Source organism: Rhizobium sp. Pop5 (assembly GCF_024721175.1).
Taxonomy (GTDB): Bacteria; Pseudomonadota; Alphaproteobacteria; order Rhizobiales; family Rhizobiaceae; genus Rhizobium.
This window is the reverse complement of the sequence record NZ_CP099399.1, coordinates 878783-901482: the sequence shown is the minus strand read 5'-3', so window position 1 is coordinate 901482 and position 22700 is coordinate 878783. Positions and strand designations below refer to the sequence as shown.

The following is a 22700-nucleotide window of genomic DNA, read 5'->3' as shown; positions in this document are numbered from 1 at the left end:
GAGCACCTTCTCTTGTTCTTAGATCTTCAGACCGGCGACGCCGGATCAGTCGATGAATAGAGATATAGGATGCCCCACCTTACTGCGAACTGTCCGGCCAATGAAAAGTTCGTAATGTTTGCTTCCGGGTCCGTCACAACGGACGACCGCGGCTTCGGGCCTCACTTGTCGAGAAGCTCGCTCAGTCGCGCCTGCTCGTCCGTTGTCAGCTTGCTGCCCGTCGGCTTGCCGGTCCTCCTGCGCGCAAAGGCGATCAGAGAAAGCCCGCCGGTAAGCACCAGTAGAACCGGCGCGCCCCAGAGCAGCAGCGTCTTCGTGCTGAACCGCGGCTTCAGCAGCACGAACTCGCCGTAGCGCGAAACGATATAGTTCAGCACTGCCTCGTCGCTGTCGCCGTCGGTGATGCGCTCGCGCACCAAAAGGCGCAGATCCTTGGCGAGATCGGCATTGGAATCGTCGATCGACTGGTTCTGGCAGACCATGCAGCGCAATTCTGCCGAAAGGGTGCGCGCTCTTGCTTCCAATGCCGGATCGGCCAGCACTTCGTCGGGATTGACGGCGAAGGCGGGTGCGGCCACCAGCAGCAAAGCCAACGTGAGGAGGAGACGCCGCATCATTCCGCCGGCTCCATCGCAGGCGCTGCCGGTTTTGCTTTCCTGCGCGGGGCGCCGACCCTTAGCCGCCGGTCGGAGAGTGAGACGAGGCCGCCGAAAGCCATGATCAGCGCTCCGCCCCAGATGCAGAGGATGAAAGGCTTCCACCAGATGCGCACGACGATGCCGCCGTCCTTGGTGGCGTCGCCGAGCGAGACGTAGAGCTGGCTGAGCCCGAAGGTCAGGATGCCTGCCTCCGTCGTCGGCATCTGGCGGGCGGTGTAGAGGCGTTTGGCCGACCAGGTGTCGGCGACCGCGACGCCTGCGCGCCGGACGGTGAAGTGGCCGCGATCCTCTGTATAGTTCGGCCCTCTGCCCGGCTGGATGCCGTCGAAATTCAGGCTGTAGCCACCGGCGTCCGTCGTCTCGCCGGGTTTCATTTCGATGACGTGCTCGGTCTGAAAGGTCGTGACAGCGACGATGCCGAGCACGGTGACACCGAGGCCGGCATGGGCGAGCGCCGTTCCGAAGGCAGAGCGCGGCAGGCCGCTAAGCCGGCGCCAGGCAACACCGCCTGCAACCTTGCCGATGCCGGCGCGGTACCAGAGATCGGCGGCCGCACCAAGGATCAGAAACAGCCCTGCCGCAAGCCCGAGCACCGAAAGCACCGGCCCGCCATGTTCGATATAGAAGAAGATCACCGCCGCTGCGAAGGCCAGCCCCGCCACCACGTAGAGGCGCTGCAATGCGCCGAGCAGATCGCCGCGCTTCCAGGCGAGCAGCGGCCCGAAGGGCACGATGAAGATGAGCGGTGCCATCAGCAGGCCGAAGGTCATGTTGAAGAAGGGCGGCCCGACGGAGATCTTGTCGCCGGTGATCGTTTCCAGCAACAGCGGATAGAGTGTGCCCGTCAGCACCGTGCCGCAGGCGACCGTCAGGATCAGATTGTTGACAACAAGCGCGCCCTCGCGCGAGATCGGCGCGAACAACCCGCCGGCCGAAAGCCGCGGTGCGCGGAAGGCAAACAGGGACAGCGCGCCGCCGATGAAGATCAGCAGGATGCAGAGGATGAAAATGCCGCGGCTCGGATCGCTGGCAAAGGCATGGACCGAAGTCAGCACGCCGGAGCGCACCAGGAACGTGCCCATCAGCGACAGCGAGAAAGTGAGGATGGCCAGCAGCACCGTCCAGATCTTCAGCGCCTCACGCTTTTCCATGACGAGGGCCGAATGCAGAAGCGCGGTGCCGGCGAGCCACGGCATGAAGGAGGCGTTTTCCACCGGGTCCCAGAACCACCAGCCGCCCCAACCAAGTTCGTAATAGGCCCAGTAGGAGCCCATGGCGATGCCAAGCGTCAGGAAGGTCCAGGCAGCGAGCGTCCAGGGCCGCACCCAGCGCGCCCACGCGGCGTCAATCCGCCCTTCCATGAGGGCGGCGACGGCAAAGGAGAAACAAATGGAGAAACCGACATAGCCGAGATAGAGCAGTGGCGGGTGGATCGCCAGACCGACATCCTGCAGCACCGGATTGAGATCGCGGCCCTCGGCGGGTGCCGGGTCGAGCCGGAGGAAGGGATTGGAAGTCAGCAGGATGAAGAGCGTGAAGGCGACCGAAATCCAGGCCTGCACGGCCAGCACGTTGGCCTTCAGCGTTTCCGGCAGATTGCGCCCGAAGAGTGCGACCAGCGCGCTGAACAGCGTCAGGATCAACAGCCAGAGCATCATCGATCCCTCGTGATTGCCCCAGACGCCGGAATATTTGTAGATCAGCGGCACCAGCGAATGCGAATTCTCCCAGACGTTCTCCACCGAGAAGTCCGAAACGACATGGGCATAGGTCAAAACGCCGAAGGAGAAGGCGACAAGCGCAAACATCGCAAGCGAGCCGACGGTGGCCACATCCATCATCGCCCGATCGAGCCGGCGGGCGCCGATCACCGGCACGACCGAAAGGATGAGCGCCGTTGCCAGCGCCAGCACCAGCGCGTAATGGCCGATCTCGATGATCATGGCGTCGCCTTCGCTTCCTGCGCTTTGCCTTCTGCCCCTTGGCCCTCCTTCCACAGCCCCTGCTGCTTCAGCCTGTCGGCCACATCCTTCGGCATGTAGGTCTCATCATGCTTGGCAAGCACGGTGTCGGCGATGAAGATATTCGTCCCGGCGGCGAACATGCCCTCCGTGACGACGCCTTGACCCTCGCGGAAGAGATCAGGGAGGATGCCCGTATATTTGACCTTCACGGCATTGGTGCTGCCGTCGGTGACGGCAAATTCCACGGTCGAGCCGGTACCGCGCACGACGCTGCCCTCACCCACCAGCCCGCCGAGCCGGATGCGCGTTTCCGGCGCCACCGGCGTCTTTGCGAGATCCGCCGGCATGTAGAAATAGGCGACCGACTGGCTGAAGGCGAACATGACCAGCAGCACGGCCGCGATGATGAAGCTCACACCGCCCCCGATCACAGCAAGGCGCTTTTGCTTGCGGGTCATTCGGTCTGTCCCTCCGTGGCTATGTTGAGCTCCTTGGCGAGCGCCAGAAGCTGCTTGCCCTGTTCGCCGGCAGGCGGAAAGGCCGCGAGCCCACGCTTTAGGGCATCGGTGGCGCGATCCTTGTCGTTCAATACCGCATAAGAGCGGATAAGCCGCATCCAACCCTCGAAATTATTCGGATCCTGGCTGAGCTTGGCATCAAGGCTTTCGACCATTCCGCGGATCATCTGCTGCCGGTCGCCGGCGCTCATGTTCTCAGCCGCCGCCACATCTTGCTGCGTGGGGTTGCCGGGAGCAGCCTGCCCTGCACCGGGAGTGACAGGATTGGCGCCTGCCGGCGCGCCGCCATTCATGGCGATGTGTTCGTTGACAAGCGGCAGCCAGGGCGCATCGGCCGGCGATTGTTTCGCCAGCGCCTCGAAGGCCTGGCGCGCGTCGTCGGGCCGTCCCGCCTGCTCCATGCCAAGGGCGATGTAGAAGCGGGCACGGGGATTGTCCGGTTCCAGCTTCAGCGACTGTTCGAGCACCTGACGCGTCTCTTCCGTCACCACGCCATCGGAGAGCGCCATCAGCGTCTCGGCAAGGCCGTCGAGGCGGATCGGGCTCGGGCCGAGAAGGCGGATCGCATTGCGGTAGGCGGTCTGCGCGTCGTTCACCCGCATCGTGCGGATATAGATCGGCGCCAGCACATCCCAACCCCTGCCGTCATCGGGATTCTGCGCCAAATGTCGTTCCGCCTTGGCGATCAGCACGGCAACATCGTTGCCGGGGTTTTCCAGCCGCGCTTCCAGCGGTTGCGAGGGCAGGTCCGGCCGGCCCGTCGTCAAATAGAGACAGAGCCCAAGAACCGGCAGAAGCAAAAGGACAAAAGCCTCGGTGAAACGGTGATGTCGTGCCGCCTTCGGCGCCCCCCCCGGCTCATCGGCGGAGACGGCAATCAGCCGCCGGCCGATTTCAGCCCTGGCATAATCAGCCTCCTCCGGCGTGATAAGGCCGCCATTGAGATCCCGGTCGAGTTCGCGCAGTTGATCGCGATAGACGGCAGCCTCGCCTGCGCGGCTATTCTCCGCCGCCTTCGCTCCGCGCAGAAGGGGGTAGAGCAGGACAGCGGCGACGACTGCCGTCAGAACGGCAACGAGAATCCAGAACAGCATACCGGCCCAAATACTTGAAGCGCGACGTCATTCCAACTGCCAAAGCCGGAATGACGAAGATTTGAGGCTATTGGCCGCAATTGAGAGCCGAAACCACCCAGATATCAACCCAGTTTAGCCAAGCGGCGACCAGCTGCCGTCTTCGTTGCGGCAGGCGGCGCCACGCACCACGGTATCCTTGCCGTCGACGGTCAGAGTATGGGTATATTGGCGGCAATTCTGCGAGCCGACCTGATAGGGTGCTGCCGCAACAACCTTGCCGCTGATGTCCTTGCCGGTCCAGAGCATCGGTTGACCGACGGCGGCTCCCTCCAGAGCCCGATATTCCGCCTCGAGCGCTCTCTGCTTGTCGCTGTCGCTTAGCGTCACACCACTCCGGCCGACGAGGCCGCCCTGCAGCGCGGTGATGAAAGCGGCCGATGCGGAGGGCTTGCTGGAAAAAAGGCCGCGTGAACCGGCGCCTTTCGTCGTCACGCAGCCGGACAGCGCGACGGCGACGAGAAGGGCAGAAACGATCATGCCTTGCGAGCGTAAAATCATTGCGTCGAACCACGATCAGGGGTCAAATTCAGCCGATCGAAGTGCAGCGTCCCCGTGTCAGCATTAAGGCAAAGCATGCTATACATTTGCCACTATCTTTGTGACATCAAGTAGTTGCTCATGCAACATCCTTTGTGACGCCGGGCAGGATAAGCTTTGCCTTCAGCCCGCCCCACTCGCCGCGGGAAAGCTCGAGCCGACCTTGGTATTCGTTTGATATCTCGGTGACGATCGAAAGACCGAGGCCGGTTCCGGGCTTGCTTTCGTCGAGCCGGCGGCCGCGCTTCAGCGCCTCGCGGATCTGGTCAGGCTCCAGGCCCGGCCCGTCATCCTCGACGGCGAGTTCCACCCAGTGGCGGCGCGCGCTCGCTTCGGCCCCCTTCACATCCTCGCCGGCTTCGACGGCCGAAAGCCGCACCTTGCTCTTGGCAAAGCGCGCCGCATTTTCCAGGAGGTTGCCGACGGTCTCCTCGAGATCCTGCTGCTCCATCGCGACCGCGAGATGCGGCGGCGAAACCACGAGGTCGAATTCCGTATCGACGTTCAGCCGGCGCATGACACGCACCAGCCGCTCCAGCGCTGGTTCGGCGTCGGTGCGGGCCAGCACGGATTCGCGCTGCGCGGCGATGCGCGCCCGGTTCAGATAGGACTGCACCTGTCCCTGCATCGATTCCGCCTGGCTGCGCACCAGCTCACCATGGGATTTTTCCAGCACCCGCGCCTCGTTCAGGAGAACGGCGATCGGCGTCTTCAGCGAATGGGCAAGATTGCCGACCTGCATGCGCGCCCGCTCGACGATGCGGCGGTTGCTGTCGATCAGCGCGTTCACCTCGTTTGCAAGCGGCAGGATCTCGCGCGGGAAATCGCCCTTCAGCTGTTCACTCTCGCCGGCGCGGATGCGCTCCAGCGCGGCACGCGCCTTGTCAAGCGGCTTCAGGCCGTAGAGAATCGCCAGCGCGTTGACGATCAGGCTGCCGACGCCGAAGCCGGCGAGCGCCAGATAGAGGCTGTGGGAAAAGGTGCGCACGTCGTCTTCGACCACGTCGACATTGCCGGTGACGCGGAAGCGCGCCGCGCGCCCGTCGGTATCGAGCACCACTTCGGTTTCGGCCACCTGCACGCGGTTCCCGGAGGCGTCCGTCACCTGGTAGTAGCGCTCGTAATTCTTATCGAAAGGCGCCTCGACGACGGAGGGAACCGGAATGAGCGCCGAGCCGAGCGAGGGCGATACCAGAGGGGCGGTCGTATAGGTGCCGAGCGGCTCCACCACCCAGTACCAACCCGTCTTCGGCTGGGCAAACCGCAGGTCTCCGAGCTGCGGGCTGCCGCTCAAAGCCCCCTGGTCACCGATCGTTACCGAATTGATGACGTTATAGAGCTGCGCCCGCAACAGATCCTGGAAGCCGCGTTCGGCGCTCTTGCGGTAGAGCGTGGAAATCAGCAGGCCGATCACGACAAGCGCCACCGTCGACCACACCGTGGTCAGCAACAACACACGTGCGGTGAGCGACTTAATTCGCATGCTTCGGCGCTTGTATGCGGTAGCCGAGACCGCGCACCGTTTCGATCAGGTCGACGCCCATTTTCTTGCGCAGGCGGCCGACGAAGACCTCGATTGTATTGGAGTCGCGGTCGAAATCCTGGTCGTACATATGCTCGACCAATTCCGTGCGCGACACGACCTCGCCCATGTGATGCATGAGATAGGCAAGCAGGCGATATTCATGCGAAGTCAACTTCAGCGCGGTGCCGTTGACCGTCGCCTTCGAGGATTTGGTATCGAGACGCACCGGCCCGCATATGATCTCGGATGAAGCATGCCCCGCCGCGCGGCGGATCAGCGCCCGAATGCGCGCCAGCACTTCCTCGACATGGAAGGGCTTGGTGACGTAATCGTCGGCGCCCGCGTCGATGCCGGCGACCTTGTCGCTCCAGCGGTCGCGCGCCGTCAGAATCAGTACCGGCACGCCGCGGCCGGCGCCGCGCCATTTTTCGAGCACGGTGACGCCGTCCATCTCCGGCAGGCCGATATCCAGAATGATCGCGTCATAGGGTTCGGTGTCGCCGAGGAAATGACCTTCCTCGCCGTCGAACGCCTGGTCGACGACATAGCCGGCCTCCTTCAGCGTGTCGGCCAGCTGCCGGTTCAAATTAACGTCGTCTTCGACTACGAGGATGCGCATCGGTCCGCCTTCGTCCGCTTCAAATCGATCATGTCCTGAATAAGCCGATTCCGCTTACATCGGAACCTTTACCGTCACCTTGCGTGGACGCTGGCCATTGCCCGACACGAGAACCGTGATGATGCAGCTATCACCCACCGGTTGCACTGACAAGAGCTGGCCGCCCGTCTGCTCGACGACCTGGGCTGCGGCGGCGCTGCAATCGCCCGTCACGCGAACGACGAGAGTGCCCGCGGCGTCCGGTGAGGGCGCCGATGCCACCAGTCCGGCGGCCAATACTGCGACGCTCAGAGGAAAGGCCATGTCTTACGCTTTCAAGGTAATTCCAACTTGGCCCGAATATGTACTCACGCGACCTGAATGGCAAATGAATGCGCTGTAACACAGGGTGTTTAGAACCGTTCTCGACTGCCTTCGGAGGACCGATTTCCACCATGGGAAATCGCTCCAGCGGCAAGCATTCGTGGGGAAAATACGGGCTTAGCGAACTTGCCCCCGTCCCTAAAGACGAGAGCCCGACGAATGTCACCATGGCTGCCGCTCCCGAATCGTCCCGCCGTGTCAATGCTCCCGACACGCCTGCCATGGGCGACAGCCCCGAAATCGTGTCCATGTTTCATGTCCATCTTTGCTGCCTGCCAAGGAAAAACGTCGGCGGTCGAGTACCGTATCTTTCACCGCCTGATTGAAACTGTTACGCTCCGGCCGCTCCCACATTTCAAACCGTTCCAGCATCGATGCCAAAATCCTTCCGCTTCCGCTCGGCGCAGACGGTCATCGTCCTCGCCATCACCCAACTCATCGGCTGGGGCACGACATTCGACATGCTCGGCGTCATGGGCCGTGTCGTGGCGCCTGATCTCGGCCTGGCGAACGAGGTGGTGTTTGCCGGCCTGACGATCATGATGATGGTCAGCGCCATTGCCGGTCCCTTGACTGGCCGCTGGCTTGGCCGCTATGGCGCCGCCCGCGTACTCGCCGCCGCATCGCTGATCTTCTCTTCTGGCCTACTTCTGCTCGCTGCCGCAAACGGCATCGTGCTCTATGGAGCCGCCTGGATCGTTATCGGCGTCGGCGGCGCGCTTGGCCTTTCGGCGCCGGCCTATACCGCTGTCGTCGAGCGCGAAGGAGAGAACGGCAAACGCGTTATCGCGATCCTGATGCTGTTCACCGGGCTTTCGAGCACGATCTTCTGGCCGATCCTCAGCCTGCTCAATGAAGCGGTCGGCTGGCGTCTCACCTTCGTCGTCTGCGCGGGCCTGCAAATATTCGTCTGCCTGCCGCTGCATCTTTTTGCCCTGCCAAAGCCGATTGCAACCCATGCTGAAGGCGGCGCGGCGGAAATCGCCCCCGTGCCGCTATCGAGGGCGGCGCAGCGCAAGGCCTTCTTGCTGGTTGCAGCCGTGACGACGATATCGACTTTTGTCAGCTTTGGCATTGCCCCATCGATGCTCGAACTCTTCCGCCAGTCCGGCGCTTCGCCGGCCTTCGCGCTGCAGCTCGGCTCGGCGCGCGGCATCCTTGGTATCTCGGCGCGCTTCCTCGACATGCTGCTCGGTCGGCGGGGCAATCCCATCCTCAGCGCGGCCATGGGTATCGGCCTGATGGTCACCAGCTTTCTGATGATGCTGGTCGCCAGCCCGTCGACGCCGCTGCTCATCGGCTTCATCCTGCTCTATGGCTTCGGCTCCGGCGTCATGGCCGTCGCCCGCGCATTGCTGCCGCTGGCGCTGTTTTCGCCGCGCGAATTCGGCCTGCAATCGGCCCGGCTGTCGCTGCCGCAAAATCTTGCCAACGCCGTCGCCCCCGTTATCTTCACCGCCATCCTCGACCGGGCCGGCACCGGCCCGGCGCTCTTTGTCTGCGCCGCTCTCGCGGCATTGACGATGATCCTCGTGCTGATGTTAATGGGGTTGGTGCGCGGCGCTCGCGCGTCGGAGCCGAGCCCGGTCGTTTCGTGATGCACGGCACCGTCCGCGGATAGGATTTTTGCTTCCACTCACGCAGACGCCGCGCCCGAGTTCTCCGTGAGCGGGCAGCCCGCTTTAGCGAATCTTTCGAACCGCTTATCGCCGCTCTTTCGAGAATTGAGTCCGAAGGCTGAGAAGTTGATTCAATTTCGCAGCGCCTGATTCCGGAGAGCCGGCCATGCGTTTGAAGTTCCAGTGAAACATCAACCTGATGATTGCTGCCGCCGAATTCAGAGCGGCCGCGTTACCGCCGCATGGCTATCATAATCGGCGGCGATCCGCTTTTCCCTGAGCGGCCGCACACGCTCGATCGAGAGCTGGTAATCGGGATGCGCCTTGTAGGCGGCAAGGGCTGCTTCATCGTCGAATTCGCCATAGACCACGAGATCAATCTCGGTGCCCAACTGATCGGTCTTCACGTTGGTACCGATCTCCAGCAGCCGCGCATGCGGAATGCCGGTCAGGATTGATAGCCCTGCCCTCACCTCCTCCAGATGTTGCTCCTGCACGGTGAAGAAGACGATATGGCGGATCACGCGGGAGCTCCTGTCAGAATTCTAGGCAAGCCGCGCGATAACACGCGAACCCCAGGCCTTCAACCGGGCGATCACGCCATGCGCCGCCTCGGGACGTATCGCCGCATGGAAGATCTTCGCATAGTTTGCGAGCTTCTCCGCCCGGTCGGTGCCGTTGACGATGCGGCGCGCGTTCACCCAGTCCTCGGTCGTCGCATTCAGGTGATCTTGAAGCTTGTGGCCGGTGAAGCTGCCCTGCAGCATGCCCTCGATGAGGATGGTTACCGCCACGTCCATTTCCATCGCCCGGTCGGGACCGGCAACGAGGTCGATACCGGTTAGCGCGCTCATCGCCTCATAATTCCGCTTGTGGGTGAGCTGCACCAGGCCGCGCCCCAGCCAGCTGCGACCGTCCTCGTCCGGCCGCCAATAAGGCGTCCTCACCCAGGAGAGCCGGCCCGCGGCAAAGGCCGCCTCCAGGATCTCGACCGCGCGTACATCGCTTTCCGCTAGCGTCTCACGAACCGGCTGCATCGTATAGGCGGTCTCGTGGTAGGCGGTCGCGAAGATATAGGCGAGCCACCTCGGGTCGGCATGCGCAAACCGCTCTTCCCAGGCATCGAGAATTGCGGTGATACCCACTACCTGAGGATGAGTCAGATTTCCCTTGAAGAGTTCATCCCGCACCACATCGAAAAAGAATACCCGGTCCATGTGGACAACCATTCCGCGCCTCTCACAAATATCATGGTTAAAGCCGCCTTAATCGATTAAAATCTATTTAATCGTTTAAAGTGTTTAAGCCACTGATTTACACGCCTTTTGTCTTGTGCAATGCATCTTCTTGCCCTGAAGCCTTAACCCCGAAAGAGGAGACTTCCGATGCAGATGCCCGCCAACACGCAGACCACCATTCCCCAGCACGTCGTCGACCAGATGGAAAACGAGTGGCGCCAGATTCGCCTTGAACGGGAAAATCCGCGCCCGACCCAGCAGCCTCAGCAACAACGCTGAGAGATATATCCAAAGCGGCGGCGATGTAAGGGCAGTCCTTGATCAAGCCGCCTGTCACTCTCCTTCGCGGTTCGCCGCCTCTCCCACTCGAGCGTCGCCCAGCGCGACCAGTGTCCCGGCCAGCCGATCGCGGCCGGGCGAATTTCCGGCTGATCAGCCGGAGGCGCCAATCGCCGGCAACCCTCATTGCATCGCAGCCTCAAGCCGTTTCGCCAGGGCTTTCAGCGACCGGATGAAAAGTCGCTTGTCATCAAGTGCGCGCGACAGCACCAGCGCACCTTGAATGCCGGCCACGGCCTCCTCGGCGAATAGCTGCGCCTCCTCCCGAGGACAGCCAGCCCGCATCAGCGCAGAGCGCAACGCATCGATCCAGCGGAGGAAATAGTCGCCGATCGCGGCGGAAAACCGCGCGCGGGTCTCGTCAAGCGCGAAGGCGCCGACGAGGCAGATGCGGCCGCCGGAACGGAAGTACTCGTCCACGTTCACCCACATCGCGGCAATCGCCTCACGGGCATCACCCTTTCTCAGCGGCTGATAGATCGCATGCTCGAACCACGCATCGACATCGGCGAGCACGGCCGCCGCCATCTCTTCCTTGCCGCCGGGAAAGAAGTGATAGAGGCTGCCCTTGCCCATGCCGGTGCGTTCGGTGATGCGGCTGAGCGATGTGCCTTCATAGCCGAATTCGCGGAACACTTCGGCAAGCAGCGGCACGATGTCGGCGCGTTCGTAGACGGTCTTCACCCGTAGACTTTCCTGGCTTCAGAGGCCGAGTTCGCTCAGGCCGGGGTGGCCGTCCGGTCGCCGGCCAAGCGGCCAATGATACTTGCGTTCCGATTCCCGGATCGGCAGATCGTTGATCGAGGCGAAACGGCGCTGCATCAAGCCGGCGGCGTCGAATTCCCAATTCTCATTGCCGTAGGAGCGGAACCAATTGCCGCTGTCGTCGTGCCACTCATAGGCGAAGCGCACGGCGATGCGATTATCGGTGAAGGCCCAGACTTCCTTGATCAGCCGGTAATCCAATTCCTTCGCCCATTTGCGGGTAAGGAAGGTAACGATCTCGGCGCGGCCGGTGATGAATTCGGCGCGATTCCGCCAGCGGCTGTCCGGCGTATAGACGAGCGAAACGCGCTCTGGATCGCGGCTGTTCCAGCCGTCCTCGGCAAGGCGGACTTTCTGGGTGGCTGTTTCGAGGGTGAAGGGGGGGACGAGGCTGGACATCGGGTCTCCTGTACTAGTTCTCAGAGGTTGTACCGATCGGTACAATGATTGGCAAGCCGGCTCGAGACGGTATCTCATTTCAAGGGTTAAAACCCAAGCTCCAACGCAAGGGCAAAGCATCCGGTCGAAATACGATGTGTTCGGGCGTGAAACGCCACAGCCGTCCAGCCCGTTGAAAGGTTGCAAGCTCGGGCAGATCCAGCAGCACTTCGACCTTTCCGGTCATCTGCAGTAGGTCGCCGGTTTCAAAATCGACAAAGACCAGCCCGGCCTTCGGATTGGCCAGGAAATTGCCGAGCGTGTTGAAGAAGCGATTGCCGGGAAAATCCGGAACGGTCAGCACGCCATCGGGGCCGACATGCACGAAGCCCGCGGCGCCGCCTCGATGGGACACGTCCACCTGCCGCTCGCCATTGTCGCGATCGACATAGGACGCGACAAAAAACGTATCGGCGCCTTCGATCATCCACCGGGCCCGGTCGTCGAGCTGGCCGGAATGAAGCGGCGCAATCGTGGTCAAAGTACCGGGATCGCGGACAAAGGCGGAAGAGCGAGGCTGGATATATTGCGGGCAGTTGCCGAAGCTCTGGCCGACGCTGACCGAAAAACCTTCGGTACCCGTCCTGTGAACCGCTCCGTTCAGCCGGTTGCGCCGCCGGGTCTCCAACTGAATGCCGAGCATCGCGATAGCGTCGCCATCCTCCATGCCGGCGTCGGCGGGATCGGCCGGGTCGCGCGCTAGGCTGACGTCAAGGGCCTCCGGCTCCGGCGAGGCCAGGAAACCCGGATGCCCGGCCCGCACTGTCGCCCAGACGTCGCCCTTGGCATCCACCGCGCCGAGCACGACGAAAGGCAGCATTGGAAAGAAGGTACGGTGTTGCTCCGGCATGGCCTTGCGGACGAAATTCCGCCCCGGTCCGTCCATGCGCTCGACAACGCCGATACTGCGCTGCATAGCGAGTTCACCCTCATGCCAGGGTGACGGCACGTCCTGTTTTGTCTGTTCCGACATCACGGTCCTCCTTGCGGGATCATTTTGGCAAACCGGGGCGGCGATCCCGCCCCGAAGGCTTTAAGCGACAAGGCCGATCTTGGTCTTGCGAAAGCCGACGAAATCCGGCAGCGCCTCGATGCGCGCAAGCCAGGCGCGAACGTTTGGATAGGCCGAGATATCGACGTTGCCCTCCGGCGCATTGGCGATGTAGCTGTAGAGAGCGATATCGGCGATCACGGGATTATCGCCGAGCAGGAAGCCGCGACCGTCGAGTTCCGCCTCGATCAGCTTCAGAATGCGGTGCGCCCGAGCGATGACTTCGTCGGCGCGGAAATCGGCGCCGAAGATGGTAACCAGGCGCGCGGCGCCAGGCCCGTAGGCGATCTCGCCTGATGCAACCGAGAGCCATTTCTGTATCCGCGCGGCGGCCACCGCCTCTTCCGGAAGCCAGTCGGTACGGCCGTATTTGCGGGCGAGATAGACGAGGATAGCCGAGGAATCGGCAACGACCGTGCCATTGTCATCAAGCACCGGCACCTGGCCAAAGGGATTGAGCTTCAGAAATTCCGGCGTCTTGTGGGCGCCCGCCGCCATGTCGACCTCGACCAGCTCGTAGGGGATGCCAAGCAACGACAGGAACAGGTGAGCCCGGTGGGCATGGCCGGAAAGCGGGTGATGGTAGAGCTTCATGACAGGTTCCTCTGGTCTTCTGATCGATGAGATACGGTTGGCGATGGCGCTTCGAACCATCTGTGGGCGAATTTACTGCCTTCCACTTGAGCGCAGTAGAATGCTAATCTTGGAGGCATGCTACCAATTTATGGAAGGATAAAATGGACCGCCTCGACGCCATGACCGTGCTTCTAGCCGTCGTCGAACAGGGCAGCCTGTCGGCCGCCTCGCGGCATCTGCGCTCTCCGCTCGCAACCATCAGCCGCAAGGTTTCGGAACTGGAAGCACACCTCAACGCCCAACTGCTGCAAAGGACCAACCGGAAGGTCGCGCTGACGGAGGCCGGCCGGTCCTATGTGGAGGCGGCGCGGGAAATTCTCGATCGGGTGGAAGAGGCGGAACGGACGGCCGCCGGCGAATATAGCGCGCCGAAGGGCGAGCTGACGATGACCGCGCCGATCGTCTTCGGGCGATTGCATGTCCTGCCTGTCGTGGTGGATTTCCTGAAAGCCTATCCCGATATCAATCTGCGGCTGGTGCTCGGCGACCGGCTGTCGAATCTCGTCGAGGATCACATCGACGTGGCGCTGCGGATCGGCAATCTGCCGGACAGTAACCTGATTGCCACCAGGCTCGGCGCGATCCGCCGCACGGCCTACGCCAGCCCGGATTATCTCAGCCGGCACGCAGCACCCGGGCATCCCAGCGATCTCACCGCGCATGACTGCATCACCTTCGACAGCATGGCCTCGACGGTGAGTTGGACATTCACCGAGGGAAACCGCGATCTCACTGTACCGATCCGCCCACGGCTTGCGGTCACGACCGCCGAGGCCGCGGTGGACGCGACTGTCGCCGGCCTCGGCATCACCCGCATCCTCTCCTACCAGGCCGCAGGCGCCGAGACGGCCGGCCTACTGGTGCCGCTGCTCCAGGATTTCGAGCCCCCGCCGGCACCGGTGCATCTCGTCTATCCCACGCAGGGGCTGATACCGCTGAAACTGCGGGCGCTCATCGATTTCGCGACGCCGCGCCTGCGCGCGACGCTGAAATAGGCGTCAGGCAAGCTTGCCCTCTTCCGCTTTGTAGAAATACTGGCTGGCGACCAGCCAGCCCTTCAGCGGCCGCAGCGGCGGAATGCAGGTCGCGAGCATGAAGGGGCCGGTGACGAGGAGTTGCACCCAGATAGGCGCGGAGAACGCCACTTCCAGCCAGACACCGAGCAACACGCTCGGTATGCAGGCGAAGCAGATGACGAAGAAAGCCGGACCGTCGGCCGGATCGGCAAAGGAATAATCGAGGCCGCAAGCCTCGCATTCGGGCCGCAATGTCAGGAAGCCCTTGAACATGTGCCCCTGGCCGCAACGCGGGCAGCGCCCTCTGATGCCGGTCTGCATCGGAGGAAGCGGAGGATATTCAGTGTCCATAACGATCTCGCTTTCGTGCGTGAGACATTGATGCAATCAATGTCCATTAATGTATGCATTCAATATAACTAAACCATCAGCAAATTACCAATCAATTTGTCAGAATGACGCAGATCATCCGTCGACCGGCGACAAGCCGATCGCAGCTCTCAAGCGCAATTAAGCCGAGACAGGCCAGAAGGCGGCGCTGCGGTCGATCCGATCTTCGCCCGGCATTCGACCGCAGCGGCAAGCAGACCGGCTATCTGTCAGAAGAATGAAGCCGCCATCTCCGGCGGGCCTTCGAGCGCATGGGCCATGAATTCCAATGCGCCCTGCAGTTTCTCCCTGGTGACCGGGCCGCCGAGGCAGACCCGCACCGCCTCGGGCGCGGAGCCCTCGACGGTGAAGGCATCGCTTGCCAGTACGCCGATGCCGGAGGAATGCATATGACTGGCGAAGGTGGAGCGGGTCCAGCCGCTCAGCAGCGGCAGCCAGATGTTGAAGCTGATCGGATCGGCGCGGTAGCTGCCGGCAGACAGGACGGCCGCCACCATCTGCTGGCGGGCGGCGGCTTCAGTGCGGATGAAATGAAGCATCGCATCGGCCGTGCCGTCCTCGATCCAGCGGGTGAGGAGCGCCATGTTCAACGGCGAGGCCATGACATTGTTGGCGCGCATGGCGCTGACGAAGGGCCAGACGGCCTTGGTATCCGGCGCCACGACATAAGCAAGGCGCAGGCCCGCGCCAATGCATTTCGCCAGTCCGCCGATATGCCAGGTCAGATCGGGCGCTGTTGCCGCAAGCGGCGACGGGCCCTGCAGCGGAATGAAGCCGTAGGCGTCATCCTCGACGATCGGCACCTGATATTTGCGGGCAACGGCCGAGATTTCCTCGCGGCGCGTGGCGGGAATCGTCAGCGTCGTCGGGTTCTGCAGGGTCGGATTGAGATAGAGCGCCTTCGGTTTCAGCCTTTCGCAGGCGCTGGCGAAGGCATCGGGCAGGATACCGTCGCCATCCATCGGCAGGCCGGCAAGATTGAGCCGCAGCTGGGCGGCGATCGAGCGCATGCCGGGATAAGTGACAATCTCCGAAAGGACGGTCTCGCCCGGTTTTGCGAGCAGGCCGAAGATTGCCAGCAGCGCCGGATGAGCGCCAGGCGTGACGAATATCCGTTCCTGCGCCGGCTTGAGCCCGCGCCGGCCGAGCCAGACGGCGGCGGCTTCCTTGTCCATGCCGGAACCGCCGAAACCCTGATAACGCAGAAGCGGGACAAGGTTTGCCGCCACCGCCGCCATGCCCTCGCGCATGCGGGCAATCAGGTCCGGATCGTCAGGCTCCGGCGGCATGTTCATCGAGAGATCGACGACGGATGCGCGCCGGGAATCGGGCGCCAAGTCGAGCGTGAAGCCTTGACGCTCGCTACCCGCACCGCCGGTGACGAAAGTGCCGCGGCCGACATGCGAATCCACGAGTCCGCGTTTTTGCGCCTCCACATAGCCTCTGGCCACGGTGGTGAAATCGACATTTAGCCGCTTAGCGAGTTCGCGTTGCGGCGGCAGCCTGTCCCCGGCAGCAAGATGCCCGCTTCGCAGATCCATTTCGATCAAATCGGCAATCGCCATGTAACGGGGACTGCTGCTGCGACTGAGATCGGGGTGCCAGTCCTTCATTTTGTGATCCGTGCTGGTCCGTTTCCTGATAGGATTGACTGTATATTGTTGCACACTGCTCCTGTCATCAAAAATATAATACCGTGATGCGTCATGGAAATTCCGCTCGGCAAACCTTGCCTCCGCCCATCCATCTTCTTACCTATTCAAGTTGGGACGTACCGGCTTTCAGCCTTCGTGCCGGCGTCCATGGGATGAAAGCATGAATATTGATCCGATCTTACGGTCAGTCGTGGCCGTGCGCTCCTCAATTCCGGAAGATGCCTTCACAGCGGCGACGCTGGGCACCATCCGGGAGGGCAGTGGCGTGGTCATTCGCGACAATGGACTGGTGCTGACCATCGGCTATCTCATCACCGAAGCTGAAGAAGTCTGGCTGACGACCCAGGACGGCCGCGTGGTTCCTGCCCATCCCCTCGCCTATGATCAGGAAAGCGGCTTCGGCCTGGTACAGGCGCTCGGCGTCCTCGATGCGCCGGCAGTGGCTTTCGGCGACGCCACCGGGGCCAAGCCCGGTGATCCCGTGGTGCTTGCCGATGGGATCGGCGAATTCGTCGAGGCGAACATCGTCGCGAGGCAGGAGTTCGCGGGCTACTGGGAGTATTTGCTAGACGAGGCGATTTTCACCGCACCGGCCCACCCATCCTGGGGTGGCGCGGCCTTGATCGGCTCCGACGGCAAACTTCTCGGTATCGGTTCGCTTCGCCTGCAGATGAGCCAGGGCAGCGAGACCGCCGATATCAACATGGTGGTGCCGATCGACCTGCTCACGCCGATTCTGGATGACTTGCTGAACCGCGGGCAAGTCAATAGGCCGCCACGACCCTGGCTCGGCGCATTCTCCGCCGAGAGCAACGGCGGCGTGGTGGTCATGAGTGTGGCCGAAGGCGGCCCCGCCGCCCAGGCCGGCCTGCGCCAAGGCGATATCATCTCGGAAATCCGGGACGAAGAGATCGATGGCCTGGCCGATTTTTATCGCAAGGTGTGGAGCAGCGGCCCCGCCGGCGCCGAGATTCCGATGCGGATTCTGAGAAACGGCCGGGAAGCATGGCTGCGCATCAAATCCGCCGACCGCAACAGCTTTCTGAGAAAGCCGCAATTGCAGTAGGGTCCTGCTCAAAGATTTTCCGACGGGAAGGAGTTTGCCGTCCGCGTTCGATCGTGTCTCGATCGGCGCAAAAGATCTCGAAAGAGCCCGCCGCTTCGACGACAAATCGCTGCATACGGTGGCTGGAATTTACCTTAGGCCGCTGCTCTCGATATCGATGCGCTGCACCCGGAAGCTTGGAGAGCCTCGCTGGCGACGTCGATGAACAGACGGCGGAACCAGCGCGCACGCACATCTGCCTGGTCCACCCGGCGATAGAGCATCGTGATGGGATCTGCCGGCAAAGAAAGCGGCGGCGCGCAGATCGTCAGCCCATGCAATTGCGCCATGCAATGGCCGATCGATTCCGGAACGACGGCAATGGCGGGCATTGCCCTCAGCGCCGTCGGCAGAGCCGAGAAGCGCGGTACGGTCGCGACCACCCGGCGGCTACGGCCGGAATGGCCGAGCGCAATGTCGATGCTGGTCGCGGTATTGCCTTCGAACGAGACGGTGAGATGCGCGACATTGGCGAATTCCTCAAGGCTGAGCGGCGCCTTCAGCCCGAGTTGAGCGCTGTCGTAAATGCAGATCGAGGCCTGGTCGAACAGCGGCGCGCGAATGTGCCATGAGGCCGGCTCCTCGTGCACGGAGACGCTGAAATCGAAGATGCCCTCATCCAGCCGGCGGGCGGCATCGCGCTTTTCCGCCGCGATGCCAATAAGCCGGGCACCGGGCGAAAGCTGGAGAAGACGGGCCGCAAGCAGCCCGAAGAAGGCCGATTCCAGATTGTCGCACATGCCGATGCGAAACTCGCCCTGCCAGGTCGCCGGATCAAATTCGTCCTGTGGGCGGATGGCGCGCTCGATGCCCGACAGTGCATCCTCGATCGCCGGCGCGATGGAAAGGGCGCGCGGCGTCGGCTGCAGGCCGCGACCGACGCGCACGAACAATTCATCGTCCAGCGCCTCGCGCAGGCGCCGCAGAGCGGCCGACAGACCGGGCTGGCCGAGCAGCAGGCGTTCGGCGGCACGGCTGACGTTACGCTCCTGCATCAGCACCGAAAAGGCGAGCAGGAGGTTGAGGTCGATCTTCCGAAGAGTGGCATCATTCATCATCGCCAGTAATACCTGACATGGCTACTATCAATTTGCAATAGGAAAGGAAGCTGTACATTTTCTCGTTCCCTGCCGCCCGGCAACCTCCCCCGATGAGGCGGCAGTCAAAAAGGAACGATTTCGATGACTCTTTCCAAATCGCCAAATGGCGTATGGCTGGCATTGCTGCTGCTCCGCGCCGCAAATTTTCTCGACGCCATGGACGTCTCCACCATCGGCGTGGCGCTCCCCGCCATCCAGGCCGAACTCGGCATGAAGGCGACGTCGCTGCAATGGGCGGTCAGCGCCTATGTGCTCGGCTATGGCGGCTTCCTGCTGCTCGGCGGCCGTGTCGCCGACGTCTTCGGCCACCGCCGCGTCTTTCTCTGGTCGCTGGCGGTCTTTGCGGCGGCCAGCATCGCCGGCGGCTTCGTCGACAGCGGGCCGACGCTGATCGCCGCCCGATTGATCAAGGGCATTGCCGCGGCTTTCACGGCGCCTGCCGCCCTTGCGCTGTTGCTCTCCGTCTTCGGCGAGGGAACGGCGCGGGCGAAGGCGCTCGGGGTCTTCTCCTCCACCGGCGCGGCCGGCTTCGTGCTGGGCATGGTGCTCGGCGGCGCGGCGACGATCTTCAGCTGGCGGGCGACGCTTGTCATGGGCGCGCCTGTCGCCATCCTGACGCTCATTCTTGCGCCGCTGGTGCTGCCCGCCGACGCGAAAAGGACCGGGCCGCGACCGGCCTTCGACTGGGCCGGAGCATTGACGATCACGCCGGGCCTGCTGCTCTTCGTCTTCGGCATCACCAATGCTGCGGCGACCGGCTGGCAAGCCTTTCCAACCTGGGCTTCGCTGCTGGCATCGCTGGTGCTGATCCTGCTCTTCCTCGTGGTCGAAGCACGCCATGCCGATCCGATGGTGCCGCTCGGCATGTTCCGCCGGGCCAAGCTCCGGCACGCCAACGCGCTCGCCGCGCTCTTCCAGGGCGCCTATGTCGGCTTCCAGTTCCTGGCGACGCTCTACTACCAGAACGTCATCGGCTGGTCAGCCTTTGCGACCGGCTTCTGCTTTGCCCTTGGCGGCGTCTTCGTGATGTTCCTGGCGCCACGTTTTGCGGCGATCGCCCAGAATCGCGGCACGACCGGCCTGATGGCGGCGGGTGTCGGCCTGCAGGCGGCCAGCTATATCTTCTGGGTGGCCGCATTCGGCCATGTCGATCCGATCCTGCTCGTCGTTTTCTCGCAAATCCCGCTCGGCCTCGGCTACGCCATGACCTACCCCTCGGTGCAGGTCGCGGCCCTTTCGGATGTCGAGGACGACAAATCGGGGCTCGCCTCCGGACTGCTCTTCGCCGCCTTCCAGATCGGTGGCGGCATCGTGCTCGCGGCCGCCTCGGCGGTCTTCGCCGCTGCACCGAATTTCGGCTGGAATCCCTATGTCGCCGGCATCACCTTCGTTGCGCTGCTGGCGGTCGCAATCACCCTGCTTGCAGCCGCCGGGCCTCGGACATCGACCGCGCGGCCGGCGGCCTATCAGGCGGCAGAATGACCCTCACGGCCCGCACCCTGACCGGTGCGGGCTCCTCCTCATTCGGAGCGATATCTGCAGCAAGAATCCCGTTGCTTTGCCTCGGCGAAAGGCGCATGGTCGCACCCGCGGCAGCCATCGCGCGGGCGCTGCCGACTGAGGGTTTTCATGCCCCCGCCTCGACGAAAGGAGGACCGATGTCTTCCGCTTCCGAAAAGCCGTTTCTGACTTCATCCGATCTCGACATGCTTCAGGGCGTGCTCGACGATGCCGGCTACAACGCTCGAATCCCGACAGGCGACGAAATGGGATTGAACGCGGCGGCCATGCTGCTGATCAAGCTCTACCAGGAGGGCGTGACATCGCCGGTCATGCTCTCGAAGGCGCTCGAATACCATTTCGGCAAGCCGAAGACTGTGCCAAAACCGATCACCCCCGTCTGCAACCGGTATGCGATACAGGGATTGCCGCGCAAAGGCGCGCCGCCTGCCGATAAAGCCTACCGCATATCCCGGTTGGATATGTGACTCTAGGAGATCAAGCACCACTCCGCGTTTATCACCAGCGTCAATGTGGCTGAGCCGTCGGGGTGCCGAAATGTGGCTTTCTTGCGGCAAGGCCTTAGTGACAACTCAGTCGTGTGCCACTAGAATGGCGTTGATTGACCGATGCGAATTTGCAAATGGCCGGCTTTCCGGCACGGGTCTTCCCGTGTCCCCCCGTGTCACGTAGCGCCTCTCGGTCACCGTCTCCATTGCCTTCGGTCGCGACCGACAAGCAAGGTGAGAGCAGCGCAGATTGCAGCGTTCGATTTCGTCTGAACAGGAGGCCGACCCATGGCAAAGGGACAATTGAGAAGCAATCGCGAGACCCGGAAGCCGAAGAAGGACAAGCTGCCGGCGAAGCCTGCAAGCACGTTCGCCGGCCAGATGAAGACGGCGACGCAAACCGCTCCGCATGGCAGCAGCGCGCCCAAGAAGTAGCGGCCGGCCTCAGCGGTAGCCGGTCACATCCGCCGGTCTGCCCGGCTCCTGCACTTCCACCAGGTAGCGCCAGCAATCTGGTCGCGAACCGTCGATATCGTCAAAGCCGTATATCTTTGCCATTCCGCCGCTCGATAGCGACTTACCGTTCCAACGAGCGCGGTCGGGATCGGCGGCGATCGCCGCGACGGCACGCCCGACGAAGCGCGGGGTTTCGGAAATGGCGAAATGCGGCTGTATCTTTGTCGCGTCACGCCAGTTTTCTTCTCGCACGCCATAGGCCTCCAGCATCATTTCGGAGCGCAGCCAGCCGGGTGTGATCGAAACGGCGGTGGCCCCATGCTTTGCCAAATCCTGGGCATGTGCCCAAGCCATGCGGGTGACGCCTGTCTTGACGAGGTCGTAGAAGGGCGAAAGCCGGTAATGCGTGGCATTGTATTCGGCCGTGCCGTCGGTCACCTCCACCAACAACCCGCCGGGCCGCTCGATCATCAGCGGCAGGGCGTAGTGGGCGGTGATCAGATGAGTCTCGATACCGAGCTGCAACATGTGCAGGCCCTTGTCGAGTGAATGCTCCCAGACGGCCTTATCCCATTCGAAGAGCTTCTCGCAGCCCCAGATGTCATTGACGAGGATATCGAGCCGACCGGCCTCGCTGCGAATACGGGCGACCAGCCCCTCGACCTCCTGCTTGACGAGATGATCAACCCGCACGGCAATGCCCCTGCCGCCGGCAGCGGTTACCAGCTCGGCCGTCTCCTCGATCGTCTCCGGCCGGGCATATTCGGATTGCTGCGCCCGCGTCGTGCGCCCCGTCACGTAGACGGTAGCGCCGGCCGCGCCGAGTTCCACCGCGATACCGCGGCCTGCGCCACGCGTTGCGCCTGCCACTAAAGCCACCTTCTCCCGCAAGTCCGCTGTCATCTTTCCGTCCTCCTCGCTAGAACGCTTTATGCTGTAACGGGGTCTTGTATATAAACGAATGATCGTTTACATTCGAGGCAAATGCAAGAGGGATTTCATGCCGCGCCGCCGCACCCTTTCCGATGAGCAGCTTCTCGCCATGGTTCTGGCGCTAATCCAAGCCGAAGGGCCGGATGCGGCAACCTTTGCGGCAGTGGCGAAGGCAAGCGGTCTTTCCGGCTCGACGCTGGTGCAGCGCTTTACCACGAAGGCGGCGATGCTGCGCGCAGCACTGCTTTACGCCTGGGACAGGCTGGACGCGGAGACGGCGCGGCTTGCCGAGACGGCGCCGAAAACGCCGGAGGGCGCAGTCGCGCTGCTCGTCGGCCTGTCTCAGGACTACGGTGAGGATGCCGCCGCCTATGGCGAGGGATTGCTGGTACTTCGCGAGGACTTCCGCGATCCGGTGTTGCGTGCCCGGGGTGCGGCCTGGGGAGCGGCGCTGACCGCAGCGATCACGCAACGTTTCGGATCGGCGGTGGCGCCGGAGACCATCGCCCGGCTGATGCTGGCGCAATGGCAGGGTTCGCTCACCTGGTGGGGTTTTGGCGCAGACGGGCCGGTAGCGAATTATGTGGAAACCGAGCTGCGACGTTTCCTGGCAGCCGTGCAATCGTGAG

At 62.8% G+C, this 22700-nt stretch carries 26 protein-coding genes; 8 read left to right on the top strand and 18 right to left on the bottom strand.

What is annotated here, in order from left to right; all coding sequences use genetic code 11:
• Window positions 1-161: 161 nt before the first annotated feature.
• The 8 genes from NE852_RS06585 to NE852_RS06550 all read right to left on the bottom strand — a co-directional run bounded on the left by NE852_RS06585 (window position 162) and on the right by NE852_RS06550 (window position 7261).
• Window positions 162-617 carry a cytochrome c-type biogenesis protein gene (locus NE852_RS06585; RefSeq protein WP_008522750.1) on the bottom strand — a complete coding sequence of 152 codons (456 nt, stop codon included), beginning with the start codon at window positions 615-617 and terminating at the stop codon, window positions 162-164.
• Window positions 614-2602, bottom strand: coding sequence for a heme lyase CcmF/NrfE family subunit (locus NE852_RS06580; protein ID WP_008522751.1), 1989 nt, complete (start codon window positions 2600-2602; stop codon window positions 614-616). Before NE852_RS06580 ends, NE852_RS06585 begins: the two co-directional genes overlap by 4 nt.
• Window positions 2599-3081 carry a cytochrome c maturation protein CcmE gene (gene ccmE, locus NE852_RS06575; RefSeq protein WP_258156323.1) on the bottom strand — a complete coding sequence of 161 codons (483 nt, stop codon included), beginning with the start codon at window positions 3079-3081 and terminating at the stop codon, window positions 2599-2601. The genes NE852_RS06580 and ccmE overlap by 4 nt, the downstream gene beginning before the upstream one ends.
• A complete protein-coding gene (ccmI, locus tag NE852_RS06570; protein ID WP_258156322.1) occupies window positions 3078-4235 on the bottom strand; it encodes a c-type cytochrome biogenesis protein CcmI in 1158 nt (385 codons plus the stop codon). The genes ccmE and ccmI overlap by 4 nt, the downstream gene beginning before the upstream one ends.
• Before the next feature lie 114 nt (window positions 4236-4349).
• Window positions 4350-4775, bottom strand: coding sequence for a hypothetical protein (locus NE852_RS06565; protein ID WP_008528800.1), 426 nt, complete (start codon window positions 4773-4775; stop codon window positions 4350-4352).
• Window positions 4776-4893: 118 nt separating this feature from the next.
• Entirely contained in the window at window positions 4894-6297 is a 1404-nt protein-coding gene (locus NE852_RS06560; protein WP_008528801.1) for a HAMP domain-containing sensor histidine kinase, read from the bottom strand.
• Window positions 6287-6958: a response regulator transcription factor gene (locus NE852_RS06555; RefSeq protein WP_008528802.1), complete on the bottom strand. Its 672-nt coding sequence runs from the start codon at window positions 6956-6958 to the stop codon at window positions 6287-6289. The genes NE852_RS06560 and NE852_RS06555 overlap by 11 nt, the downstream gene beginning before the upstream one ends.
• Before the next feature lie 54 nt (window positions 6959-7012).
• Complete coding sequence (locus tag NE852_RS06550; protein ID WP_008528803.1) at window positions 7013-7261, bottom strand: hypothetical protein; 249 nt, start codon at window positions 7259-7261, stop codon at window positions 7013-7015.
• Between the two features lie 434 nt (window positions 7262-7695).
• On the opposite strand from NE852_RS06550, the gene NE852_RS06545 reads away from it, so the two are divergent.
• Complete coding sequence (locus tag NE852_RS06545) at window positions 7696-8919, top strand: MFS transporter (RefSeq protein WP_008528804.1); 1224 nt, start codon at window positions 7696-7698, stop codon at window positions 8917-8919.
• A 239-nt stretch (window positions 8920-9158) separates the two neighbouring features.
• On the opposite strand, the gene NE852_RS06540 is transcribed toward NE852_RS06545, so the two are convergent.
• Both NE852_RS06540 and NE852_RS06535 read right to left on the bottom strand, forming a co-directional pair.
• Window positions 9159-9464 carry a Dabb family protein gene (locus NE852_RS06540; RefSeq protein ID WP_008528807.1) on the bottom strand — a complete coding sequence of 102 codons (306 nt, stop codon included), beginning with the start codon at window positions 9462-9464 and terminating at the stop codon, window positions 9159-9161.
• 21 nt (window positions 9465-9485) lie between these two features.
• Complete coding sequence (locus tag NE852_RS06535; protein ID WP_037172102.1) at window positions 9486-10169, bottom strand: chitinase; 684 nt, start codon at window positions 10167-10169, stop codon at window positions 9486-9488.
• Window positions 10170-10325: 156 nt separating this feature from the next.
• Between NE852_RS06535 and NE852_RS06530 the strand changes: the two genes are divergently transcribed.
• Window positions 10326-10457: a hypothetical protein gene (locus NE852_RS06530; RefSeq protein ID WP_008528810.1), complete on the top strand. Its 132-nt coding sequence runs from the start codon at window positions 10326-10328 to the stop codon at window positions 10455-10457.
• A 183-nt stretch (window positions 10458-10640) separates the two neighbouring features.
• Here NE852_RS06530 and NE852_RS06525 read toward each other — a convergent pair whose 3' ends face one another.
• From NE852_RS06525 to NE852_RS06510, 4 genes are all read right to left on the bottom strand, one after another.
• Window positions 10641-11201, bottom strand: coding sequence for a TetR/AcrR family transcriptional regulator (locus NE852_RS06525; protein ID WP_008528811.1), 561 nt, complete (start codon window positions 11199-11201; stop codon window positions 10641-10643).
• A gap of 18 nt (window positions 11202-11219) precedes the next feature.
• Window positions 11220-11681, bottom strand: coding sequence for a nuclear transport factor 2 family protein (locus tag NE852_RS06520; RefSeq protein ID WP_008528812.1), 462 nt, complete (start codon window positions 11679-11681; stop codon window positions 11220-11222).
• Between the two features lie 79 nt (window positions 11682-11760).
• Window positions 11761-12693 (bottom strand): pyridoxamine 5'-phosphate oxidase family protein, encoded by a 933-nt coding sequence (locus NE852_RS06515; protein WP_258156321.1) that lies wholly within the window; start codon window positions 12691-12693, stop codon window positions 11761-11763.
• 60 nt (window positions 12694-12753) lie between these two features.
• The gene (locus NE852_RS06510; protein WP_008528814.1) at window positions 12754-13365 is read right to left on the bottom strand and encodes a glutathione S-transferase family protein; all 612 of its coding nucleotides are present in this window, start codon (window positions 13363-13365) and stop codon (window positions 12754-12756) included.
• A gap of 143 nt (window positions 13366-13508) precedes the next feature.
• Here NE852_RS06510 and NE852_RS06505 point away from each other — a divergent pair, with 143 nt between their 5' ends.
• A complete protein-coding gene (locus tag NE852_RS06505; protein WP_008528815.1) occupies window positions 13509-14402 on the top strand; it encodes a LysR family transcriptional regulator in 894 nt (297 codons plus the stop codon).
• Between the two features lie 3 nt (window positions 14403-14405).
• Here NE852_RS06505 and NE852_RS06500 read toward each other — a convergent pair whose 3' ends face one another.
• On the bottom strand, window positions 14406-14774 hold the full coding sequence (locus tag NE852_RS06500; protein ID WP_008528817.1) for a DUF983 domain-containing protein: 369 nt from the start codon (window positions 14772-14774) through the stop codon (window positions 14406-14408).
• 248 nt (window positions 14775-15022) lie between these two features.
• A complete protein-coding gene (locus tag NE852_RS06495; RefSeq protein WP_258156320.1) occupies window positions 15023-16426 on the bottom strand; it encodes a PLP-dependent aminotransferase family protein in 1404 nt (467 codons plus the stop codon).
• Between the two features lie 202 nt (window positions 16427-16628).
• On the opposite strand from NE852_RS06495, the gene NE852_RS06490 reads away from it, so the two are divergent.
• Entirely contained in the window at window positions 16629-17534 is a 906-nt protein-coding gene (locus tag NE852_RS06490) for a S1C family serine protease (RefSeq protein ID WP_008528821.1), read from the top strand.
• 134 nt (window positions 17535-17668) lie between these two features.
• On the opposite strand, the gene NE852_RS06485 is transcribed toward NE852_RS06490, so the two are convergent.
• Entirely contained in the window at window positions 17669-18631 is a 963-nt protein-coding gene (locus tag NE852_RS06485) for a LysR family transcriptional regulator (RefSeq protein ID WP_037172110.1), read from the bottom strand.
• A gap of 123 nt (window positions 18632-18754) precedes the next feature.
• Between NE852_RS06485 and NE852_RS06480 the strand changes: the two genes are divergently transcribed.
• From NE852_RS06480 to NE852_RS06470, 3 genes are all read left to right on the top strand, one after another.
• Complete coding sequence (locus NE852_RS06480; RefSeq protein WP_258156317.1) at window positions 18755-20155, top strand: MFS transporter; 1401 nt, start codon at window positions 18755-18757, stop codon at window positions 20153-20155.
• A 95-nt stretch (window positions 20156-20250) separates the two neighbouring features.
• On the top strand, window positions 20251-20661 hold the full coding sequence (locus NE852_RS06475; RefSeq protein ID WP_205621952.1) for a hypothetical protein: 411 nt from the start codon (window positions 20251-20253) through the stop codon (window positions 20659-20661).
• A gap of 309 nt (window positions 20662-20970) precedes the next feature.
• Window positions 20971-21117, top strand: coding sequence for a hypothetical protein (locus tag NE852_RS06470; protein ID WP_008528827.1), 147 nt, complete (start codon window positions 20971-20973; stop codon window positions 21115-21117).
• Between the two features lie 9 nt (window positions 21118-21126).
• Here the strand turns inward: NE852_RS06470 and NE852_RS06465 are convergent, their stop codons facing one another.
• Window positions 21127-22041, bottom strand: a complete 915-nt coding sequence (locus tag NE852_RS06465) for an SDR family oxidoreductase (protein WP_008528828.1) — start codon at window positions 22039-22041, stop codon at window positions 21127-21129.
• A 97-nt stretch (window positions 22042-22138) separates the two neighbouring features.
• Between NE852_RS06465 and NE852_RS06460 the strand changes: the two genes are divergently transcribed.
• The gene (locus tag NE852_RS06460) at window positions 22139-22699 is read left to right on the top strand and encodes a TetR family transcriptional regulator (protein ID WP_037172114.1); all 561 of its coding nucleotides are present in this window, start codon (window positions 22139-22141) and stop codon (window positions 22697-22699) included.
• Window position 22700 lies beyond the last annotated feature (1 nt).